Origin of the sequence: Streptomyces sp. NPDC001941 (genome assembly GCF_040296945.1) — a bacterium.
Taxonomy (GTDB): Bacteria; Actinomycetota; Actinomycetes; order Streptomycetales; family Streptomycetaceae; genus Streptomyces.
The window spans coordinates 1-8,553 of record NZ_JBEOYE010000185.1 but is presented as its reverse complement, the minus strand read 5'-3'; the positions used below and the strand labels follow the sequence as shown (position 1 = coordinate 8,553).

General features: G+C 73.7%; 5 protein-coding genes and 1 pseudogene. 2 read left to right on the top strand and 4 right to left on the bottom strand.

What is annotated here, in order from left to right:
- The 4 genes and pseudogenes from ABT160_RS47210 to ABT160_RS45750 form a co-directional block, all read right to left on the bottom strand.
- Window positions 1–1,152 (bottom strand): BTAD domain-containing putative transcriptional regulator (locus tag ABT160_RS47210; protein ID WP_502984420.1); only part of this gene is annotated, 1,152 nt, incomplete at its 3' end.
- Window positions 1,153–1,350: 198 nt separating this feature from the next.
- Window positions 1,351–2,778, bottom strand: a pseudogene (locus ABT160_RS45760) (SAV_2336 N-terminal domain-related protein); the annotation flags it as partial.
- Window positions 2,775–3,779: an AAA family ATPase gene (locus tag ABT160_RS45755; RefSeq protein WP_351656027.1), complete on the bottom strand. Its 1,005-nt coding sequence runs from the start codon at window positions 3,777–3,779 to the stop codon at window positions 2,775–2,777. The pseudogene ABT160_RS45760 and the gene ABT160_RS45755, both read right to left, overlap by 4 nt.
- A gap of 26 nt (window positions 3,780–3,805) precedes the next feature.
- The gene (locus tag ABT160_RS45750; protein ID WP_351656024.1) at window positions 3,806–6,130 is read right to left on the bottom strand and encodes a VMAP-C domain-containing protein; all 2,325 of its coding nucleotides are present in this window, start codon (window positions 6,128–6,130) and stop codon (window positions 3,806–3,808) included.
- Window positions 6,131–6,585: 455 nt separating this feature from the next.
- Between ABT160_RS45750 and ABT160_RS45745 the strand changes: the two genes are divergently transcribed.
- The gene (locus tag ABT160_RS45745; RefSeq protein ID WP_351656022.1) at window positions 6,586–7,377 is read left to right on the top strand and encodes a hypothetical protein; all 792 of its coding nucleotides are present in this window, start codon (window positions 6,586–6,588) and stop codon (window positions 7,375–7,377) included.
- A 166-nt stretch (window positions 7,378–7,543) separates the two neighbouring features.
- A partial coding sequence (locus tag ABT160_RS45740; RefSeq protein WP_351656020.1) for an ALF repeat-containing protein occupies window positions 7,544–8,553 on the top strand: 1,010 nt, incomplete at its 3' end.

Below are 8,553 nucleotides of genomic sequence, written 5' to 3'. Positions count from 1 at the left end.
CTCGGCCTGGCGTCCCGAGCGGTACAGGGCGAGCATCAGCAGTTCGCGCAGCCGCTCGCGCAGCGGGTGGGCGGCGGTGAGCGCGGTCAGCTCGGGGACGACTTCGGCGTGGCGGCCCAGTTCCAGGTCGAGGTCGATCCTGGTTTCGAGGAGTCGCAGGCGCAGTTCTTCGAGGCGGGCGCGCTGGTTCTCGGCGTACGGGCCGGGCACGGAGTCGAGCGGTTCGCCCTTCCACAGTGCCAGCGCATGGGTCACGTACTCCCTCGCCTGGCTCAGGTCCCCGTCGGCACGAACCCGCTCGGCCATCGCTGTGAGCTTCTGGCTCATGTGCAGATCGAGGTTGTCCGGATCGATCTGCAAGCGGTATCCACCCTCCTCACTCACGAGGAGGTCCGGAGTGAGGACCGTACGCAGCCGGGAGGCGTAGATGCGGACGGAGGCCAGGGCCCGGTCAGGCGGGTCATCGCCCCAGACGGCGTCGATCAGTTCGGCCGCGGTCACCGTGGTCTCCCCGCGGAGGAGCAGAACCGCCAACAGGGCTTGCTGGTGGGGAGTTCCGGTCGGCAGCGACTGCTCGCCGCGCCACATGCGTACCGGCCCGAGGACGCTGAACTGGATCTCGTCGGCAGGCGGCAACAGATGCTCCGGGCCAGCCGGCTCGTCGAGGTCGAGGTCGAGGGCGCGATCGAGATCGTTCCGTGCCTCGACCAGACTCGTCCGCCACTCGTCGAGCCGCGCCCGCTGGGCCGTGGCGTACTCCTCGGGCACGCTCTCCAAAGCCGCCCCCCGGCACTGCTCCAGCGCCTCGCGCAGCAGGCGGCGGGCCGTGTCCGGCTGTCCCGTTTCCCGCGCCAGCCGCGCGGCGTCCCACAGGCGCTCGCTCTCCGCGAGATCCGTGCGCACCTCCGCATCAGGGGAGGCGCCCTCCAGCCGGAAGCCCCCCGGTACCTTCGCGATGGTCACCCCGTGACCGGACAGGCGCCGCCCCACCGCCTCGACGCAGCCGTCGAGCGACGCGTCGTCCTCCCACACGGCGTGGGTGAGCTCCTGCCGCGCCACCGCGAGGCCGGGGCGTGCCAGGAGCGTCGCGAGGAGCGCCCGGTCGCGGGAGCCTCCCACGTCGAACGGCTCGTCCCCCGCCCGGGCCAGCATCGGCCCGAAGAGCGTGAACGCGAGCTCGACCGGCGCCTGACGGGAGGGCCCGTCCGCCCCCGCCGGAGCCGGACCGTACATCCGGTCGAGCACCGGGCTCACCAGCACCGCGAACGCCGCCGACCCCGTTGCCAGGCGTCCGTCGCCCCGGGGGTCCGCCAGCATGGCCGAGAAGTCCGGCAGCCGCCCCAGGTACGGCTCCAGCGCTTCGCCGACCGCCTCGACCACCTCCAGCGACTGCTCGGTGCTCAGGCCGCTCGCCAGCAAGTCGCGTACGCCGGGCTTGAAGTCGTAGCGTGGATCGTCGGCCCTGGACCCCAGCGCCTCGTCGAGCCGGCGTCCGCCCTCGACCCCTGCCGCCAGGGGTGCTTCCAGGGGTCGGAGCAGTCCGCCGAGCAGCACTTCCGCGACCACCGAGGAGGCGGTCCCGGGCAGCGTCGCGAGGCGCGCCAACTGCATGACCGGCGTGCTCAGCGGGCGGATCGCCGACAGCCTGACCGCCAGGCGGTACGCGTCGGGGGAGAAGGTGGAGCGGAAGGAACGGATCAGGTCCGCCGGGGCGCTCCCCGTGTCGCCGTCGTGCGGCACCGTCCCCGTCGGGGTCGTGCCCAGCGCAACGTCGAGCATCTGCGGAGCACCCGGCCGGACCAGCATCCGCACCCAGGCGCCGAGCGACGCGGGGCTGAGGGCCGCCACGGGCAGCGGAAGCGCGGGTCCCCGCCACGGCACCGGGCTCCCGTCGAGCGGATCCAGCACCGCCAACTCACCGGCCGAGGCGAACGGCCGACTCGACAGTACGAGTTGGGGCCCCGCGTCGAACGCCGTCCCGCGCCACAGCCGGTGCGGCAGCGGCGGGATCACCACCAGCGGCCCACGGCGCTGCCACGCGTCGAGGAAGTGCCGGTCCCCGTCCGTCCGCCAGGCCGGGTCGACCCCGTCGCTGAGCAGGAACGCGATCGCCGACTCGGACCGGGGCGGCAGCGGCGGGCGCCGTCCCGTGCGGGGGTCGACGCGATGCACCCTTACGGCACGGAACACGCCCGCACGCTCCAGGACCTTGCGGACCTCCCGTACGAGCGGCTGCCAGACCCGCATCGACGGCGTGTTGTCCACGAGCAGTACGGCCGTGTGCCGCAGCTCCTGCTCGGGCCGGTCCACCACGTCGAGCACGCCCGACTCGGCGGTGAACCGCACGGTGGCCTCGATGTCGGCGACCGTGCGCTGGTGGTGGTCCCGGTGCCGCCGCAGCGGACGCAGCGCCTTCGCCAGGGCCGCCGTGCCCGACAGCGGCGGGGGCGCCGGGGCGCGGACCGGGCGTGCGGGGGCACTGTCCCCGCCGTGGGCACCGTCGTCCGCGAACAGGCTGTGCCGCCGCGTCGACGGTCCTCCGGCGGCCTTCGCGGCGCGCGGACCCCGGGGCGGGAGGTCCGTCGCAGGGGGCGCGGGCACCCCCGTCGGCAGCGGTCCTGGCAGGTCCGTGACGGTGTCGGTGCCCTCGCGCGTACCAGCGGCTCCCTCCGCCCGCCCAGGCTCCATCACCCGGGCCAGCCACAGCACGTCGAGCAGCTCCGGGGCGCCGCACTCGTAGCCCAGGGAGTCGAGGACGTGCCGCAGCCGTTCGATCATCCGTGGAACGCCTCGTCCAGCCGGTGCATCACGGCCGCGCGCAACTCCTGACGGCTGAGGTCGGCGCCGGTCAGGCGCAGGTGGACGGCGGCCAGCAACTGGTCGGTGGCCAGGCTCTGCGCGGCGGAACGGCGCAGGAAGTCGTCGATCAGGTCGCCCGCCGCGGCCAGCGCCTCCTCGCCGAGGTTCTGGCGCACGATGTCGCGCAGCTTCGCCTCGTCGGGGTCGCGCAGGTCGAGGCGTACGCAGCGGCGCAGGAAGGCCGGCGGGAACTCGCGCTCGCCGTTGCTGGTCATCACGACCAGCGGGAAGTGCGTACAGGCGACCAGGCCGCGCCGGACCCTGACCCGGTCGCGGCCGCCGGACACCAGCACGTCGACGTTCTGCTGGTGCTCGGGCAGCCGGGCCAGCTCGGGGATCTCGAACTCGCCCTCTTCGAGCACCACGAGCAGGTCGTTGGGCAGGTCGATGTCGGACTTGTCGAGCTCGTCGACGAGCAGCACGCGCGGGCCCTCCACCGAGGCGAGCGCCGTTCCCAGCGGGCCGAGGCGGAGGTAGTCGCCGATGTCCGAAGGCGCTCCCGTACGGCGGTGGAGGCGCCGGGCCGGTCCGCGCAGCGGTTCGCGCTCGCGCCGCAGCGAGGCCTCGCGCAGGCGGCCGACCGCGTCGTAGCGGTAGAGGGCCTCGGCCAGCGTGGAGCGGCTGTTGACCGACCAGCGCAGCACCTCGCCGAGGCCCAGGTCCTGCGCCAGCGCGCGGGCCAGCGAGCTCTTGCCGGTGCCGGGGCGGCCGGTGACCAGCAGGGGGCGGCGCAGGTGCAGGGCCGCGTTGACGACGGACACCTCGTGGTCGCTCATCAGGTAGCGGTGGGCGGGCGCGGTCCTGCGCGCGGCCGGGAAGCGGCGCCACGGCGGCGGCTCGGGCAGCTCGGCCGGGCCCCGGAAGACCCACCAGTCCTCGGGCGCCGGCGCGCGCCCGCCCGGGTCGGCGGGGCGCGGCACCGGTGCGGCCTGTTCGGCGTGGTCGGTCACGGGTGTTCGCTCCTCGGTGGTCCGGCGTACGTGGTGTCGCGGTGGTCCGGGGCCGGCGCCGGCGCGCGGGGGCCCGGGGCCGGCTGGGTCAGGGCCCAGGGGTCGGGTGCCAGCGGCGGCGGCCGGTGGTCGGGCCCGTCGTGCAGCAGGGACAGCCGACTGCCGTGGTGCGTCGCGCAGTGGGGGTCGGCGACGGCCTTGGCGCGTTCGAGGCGCACGGCCTCCGGGATGTACGTGTGCTCCACGCCGTCGAGGAGCGCGAGCAGCGCGGTACCGGCCTGCCCGTCGTCGTCCTCACGGTGCCAGAGGACCGTGTGCACCCCCGCCTGGATGCACTGGCGCAGCACGCGCCCCTGTTCCTTGCGGCCACAGCACAGTACGACGATCCCGGAGTCGGGGCTGACCTCCAGGCGGGCGCGGGCGACCCGGGGCTCCGAGCACGCCTGGTCGAGGAGCAGCCGCGGCGAGTGCGCCATCGCTCCCGTGCGCCGCTTCCACCCCGCGTACGTCTCCCGGGCCCGCTCCGAACTGCGCAGCACCACCCGTCGCTCGACGCCCGGGTGGAAGCCGTCGTCGTCGAGGCCGCCCGCGAACTCCCAGGCGTCCACGTCGAGACGCAGCCAGGCGGGCGCCACGAAGAACTCCACGACAGCCGTGTCCGGGTCCTCGCGCACCTGTGTGCGCAGCACCTGCCGGATCCCCTCCACGACCCGCTCGCTGCCCACCTCCGTGTCCTGGACGAGGACCACTTCATGGCGGCCGTCGTCGCTCCACACCCAGATCTGGTACGTGAACAACTGCCCGACGGCCACCGGCAGCAGCTCCACCTGCACCCGTGGTGCGACGCCCCGCGGCACCGTGACCCCGACGGCGGACCCCACGGGCCCGGCGTCCGTACGCAGCTCCCGCACCGCCCCGGCAGCCGCGGGCACCTGTCCCACCGCCCCGGCATCCACCGGGAGCCGTTCCACCGCCCCGGGCGCCACCCCCAGCCGGGGCGCCGCGCTGCGCACCCACGAGTCCAGGTCCTCGGCGAGATCACGGCCCGCGGCCCGCTCGTGCGCCGCCAGCCGCGCCACCGCCTGGAGCAGCGGTGGCACCGGCTGCCCCGGCACGGCCTCGTACCCCTCCAGTACGTCCATGGCGTCGGCCAGGTCGCACGGAACCGGCAGCCCCTCGGCGTACGGGAGCACGCGCCGCAGCAGCTCCGCCGGATCGGCGTCGCGGCAGCGGGCGAGCAGGGCGTCGAGGTTGCGGCGACGCCCGGCGGCCAGCCGCTCACGCGGACTGACGACCTGCGCCACGCGCAGCAGGGCCGCCCAGTCGCCCTGGCCCGCGAGGGCGTGCGGGCGGCGCTCGCAGAGCTGGTCGTGGACGATCCCGAGGAGTTCCGGCACCCCCCTGCGCACGCCCATGGCGAGCCCCACGAGCCGCTCCACGTCCGCGGCGGCGCCGACCGAGCGCCGGTGCAGCCGCGCCGCGAGCAGTTCCTCGCACTCCCTGACGTCGGCGCGCGAGGGCAGCAGCGATTCCAGGGCGGTGAGCAGCCGCTGGTGCCCGCGACCGCCCGCGGGCACGTCCACGGGCGGCAGGTCGGGGAGTTCGGCCTCGATCGTGGTGAGGCCGATGGCGTACATGGCGGCGGGGGGTGCTGACCGGGTGGATCCCGACCGCGCGGCGGACGGCTCGGGGGAGGGCGGGGCGGTGGGGTCCGCCTCGTGCGAGGCGACGACCAGGCCGACGACGGCCTGGCGGGCCCGGTCCCACAGGGGCCCGCCGCTGAAGCCGGGCCGGACCTGGCCGCCGAGGACGTCCAGGGCGGTCCAGGGGTGGGCCGAGACGCGGGGCATCGCGCGCAGCGTGGGCAGGGCGTGCCCGCTGGCCCACTGGGCGATCACCTCGTGGCCGTCGCGGTGCGTCAGGAACGGCGCGGGCTCGGCCCCGGTCGGCGCGTCGGCGTCCAGCTCCAGGACCGCCAGGTCGCCGTAGTAGGGGAGGGTCCCGGGAAGCGGCGCCACCGGCCGTTCGGCGGCGGGTCGCGACCGTGGCGGCCGCCACATCCCGGCGGCCACGCGCGCGGTGAGGACTCGGTCGCGGTCGACGTGGGGGAGACGTAAGGCCAGGGTGCGGCCGCGGGAGGGCTCACTGGTGCTGTACCGGTCGAGGTCGAGCGCGCTGTTGACGACGTGGGCACAGGTCAGCACGAGCCTCGGCGTGACCAGCACGCCCGCGCCGACGGGTTGTCCGGTCCCGCACACGGTCACGAACGCGCGGTGGAGCACGGCGTCGTCACGGTCGACGGCCGGTGTCACGTCCCCCATGGGCGCAGTTTCCCACGGGGGAGGGGCAGTTGACCGGGGGTTACGGGATCTCTTCCGGTGGGGCTGGGTGCGGGTCGGGGTGGTCGGTACCCGACGGGCTCCGCCTTCCGGGAGGACGAGGGCGGCCCGCCGGGCGCATGGGGGTGTGTGAGCCGTCACACCGCACGCAGTCCGCACTGGGGGCACTCTCGCCGGAACTTCGGTGGGTGCTGCCGGTGCTGTCGGCCGTCGAGCCTGATCGACTCGATATGGCGGGAAGGGGATTGGGGGTGGACGGCCCGGTCTGGAAGCATCGGCCACGGGCCCCGAGCCGCCCGAATTGCGGACGCTAACCTTCCGAATTTGCTCTCGCCTGCGGAAATCCTTGCTGACGATGTCAGAGGGACGGGTTACTCTTCCCCTCTCGTGACTGGGTGTGCAGTACATCCAGGCTTTTGCACACCCAGGGGTGGGACATGAAGTACACGCGCGTCTGCGCAGCGGTGGCCGCGTCGGTGGCCCTGTTCGGCCTGACGGCCTGTTCGTCGGACGACACGAAGTCGTCGTCGGCCGGTTCCTCGGCCGCGAAGAAGCCGAAGGGCCCGTTCGCGGGCGTGACGCCGGACCAGATCGCCGCGAAGGCGACCGCCGCGACGAAGTCCGTCACCTCGATGAAGATCGTGGGCAACGGCATCGACGCCGGCAAGAAGATGGCGTTCACCTCGCAGTTCCACACGAACGGGCAGTGCCTGGGCAGCACGCAGACGGCCGGCGAGGGGCGCCTGGACACCCGCCGCACCAGCGCGAAGAAGCTGTTCATGCGGGGCGACGAGGCGTACTACAAGTCCGCCATGGCTTCGGGCTCCGACGCCCTCAAGGGCGATGAGCTGGACCTCGCCGTCAAGATCATGAGCAACAAGTGGATCAAGCCCGACGCGAGCGACAAGAGCGCCGGAGACATCGGCGACCTCTGCAGCATGACCGGCCTGGTGACCGAGATGCAGCTGGATGACGTCAGGGGGATGCGCCGCGGTGCCGACACGGTCGTCGACGGCCGCAAGGCGATCACCCTCGTGGGGAAGGCCGGTTCGCAGGTCGACACGTACTACGTGGCCGCCGACGAGAAGGCGCCCTTCTACCTGAAGCTAACCAGCGTCGGCGGGAAGGACGGCGCGTCCGCGATGTCCTTCAGCGAGCAGAACAAGCCGTTCGTGGTGGCCGAGCCCAAGGGCAAGGAACTCCTCGACCTGAACAAGATGTCCGGCTGACCCTCGTACTCCGCGGCGCCCCGACCCTCCTCCCGGACCGGCCCGCCGCCACTCAGCCCTGATGCGCCCCAACCGCAATCCCCGCTGCCCCGCGGCTCGCTCCGGGGTACGCCGTGCAGAAGACGGCGTGCCCCGGGCATCGCTCGCGCAGTACCCATCGCACATCGTGAAGAGAAACACTGTGAAGCTCACCCGCATTGCCGCTGCCGTGACCAGCGCGGCCATCGCGCCCGCCGTCCTGCTCTCCTCGCCGGCGTTCGCCGCCGAAGCGTCCGACGCCGCGACCGGATCCGGCAAGGGGTCGGTCTCGACCCGCGACCAGGCGGAGGAGGACCGCGTCGCCATCTTCAGGATCCTCGCCGAGCCGGGCATCGGCTCGGTCCTCAAGGAGTACGCGAACCACGTGCTCGACAGCGACGACCCCGCCGCCCTGCGCTCCTTCCTGGAGGAGGGCCAGTACATCGCCCGCGATCAGGACAACTGCATATTCATCGCCGGGATCCTCGACAAGGCCGGGCCCAGCGTGGCCAAGGCCGGACGGGCCGCCCTGCACGGCACGCCCGAGGACCGGGTCGCGTTCCTCAAGACCGGCCAGTACGAGGCCCGCGCCATCGACAACCGCGTGCTGGCCACCCAGATCTACAACGCCGGCGGGCCCAGCGTCCGCGAGGCCGCCAAGAAGGCGCTCATGGGCACGCCCGAGGACGTCCAGCGCTTCCTCGACACCGGTCAGTACGAGGCCCGGCGCACCGACAACGAGGTGCTGGTCAGCAAGATCATCAACAAGGGTGGTCCGGAGGTCCGCAAGGCGGGCAAGAAGGCGCTCGTCGGCACCGACGAGGAGCTCGAGCAGTTCCTCAAGGTCGGGCAGTACGAGGCCCGCAAGAAGGACGAGGCCAACGAGGCCGCCAACAAGGACAAGGACAAGCCCTCTCCGAAGCCCAAGCCCGAGCCGGGCAAGGACGGCAAGCCCGACACCGGCAAGGACGGGGCGGGCCACCCGGCCAAGGACAGCGAGACCGGCGGCTCCGGCACCACCGCCGTCCCGGCCGGCGACGTCAAGCCGCAGGGCACAACCGGCGGACTCGCCGCCACCGGCGCACCCGGCGCCCTGCCCTGGGCCGCCACCGGCACCGGCCTGGCCCTGGCCGCGGGCGTCGGCATGGTCGTCGTGGC

Coding starts and splice junctions, on each gene's coding strand:
- ABT160_RS45750 (WP_351656024.1), bottom strand. CDS start 6,130: ATGGGGGACGTGACACCGGCCGTCGACCGTGACGACGCCGTGCTCCAC.
- ABT160_RS45745 (WP_351656022.1), top strand. CDS start 6,586: ATGAAGTACACGCGCGTCTGCGCAGCGGTGGCCGCGTCGGTGGCCCTG.